Raw genomic sequence first — 610 nt, 5'->3', positions numbered from 1 at the left:
GTTCTCCCATCGTTTGCACTTCACCAAAGGTAAACTGGAGCATCTGGCCAATTACACTGACAAGAATAATCGCAACGATTGATTGCAGTAGTGCTGCGGCAAATGACAAAGCCGCGCCTTTCTTAACGCTCGCCCCTTGGGTACCAACGTAAGTCATGATCACAGCTTTGCCATGTCCTGGGCCAATGGCGTGAAAGACGCCATAAGCAAAGCTAAGGCTGATTAAGGCTAAGCCGTAAGTTTCAGGATGTTGCGCTACATTGGACATATGCTCTGATAACATACTGTGCAGCTCTTTCTGTTGGCTAGTGATGTAAATCATCCAGTCTGTCCAATTCAGCGTGGCCCAATAAATGCCGCCAGCAATGAGGCAAAGAAAGATTGCAGCTAGAAGCTTTGAGGGAGTTAAATGCATTGAATAACAGCTCTTTCAGCAAATTGATCGCCAAGCCCATCTGTGTCGCGACGTGACTGATCCAAGCTATTGGCGTAGGCGATGGTTTCTTCGGTAGGATTTGGAATCACGAGATCTTTACCGCACTCTAAGTTCAGTCCACCGACAATCGAAATATCGTCAACGGATTTGTGGTTCATCGCAATGTAATAGGTT

1 protein-coding gene and 1 pseudogene are annotated in these 610 nt (G+C 46.6%); both read right to left on the bottom strand.

The window, feature by feature from the left end:
• Positions 1–415, bottom strand: a pseudogene (locus A3762_RS05030) (hypothetical protein); the annotation flags it as partial.
• On the bottom strand, positions 406–610 hold a 205-nt coding region (locus A3762_RS05025; protein ID WP_156493246.1), incomplete at its 5' end, for a DUF1007 family protein. The gene A3762_RS05025 and the pseudogene A3762_RS05030, both read right to left, overlap by 10 nt.

Source organism: Oleiphilus sp. HI0125 (genome assembly GCF_001635355.1).
The sequence above is the reverse complement of the archived record's forward strand: the minus strand, read 5'-3'. Positions and strand labels throughout refer to the sequence as shown.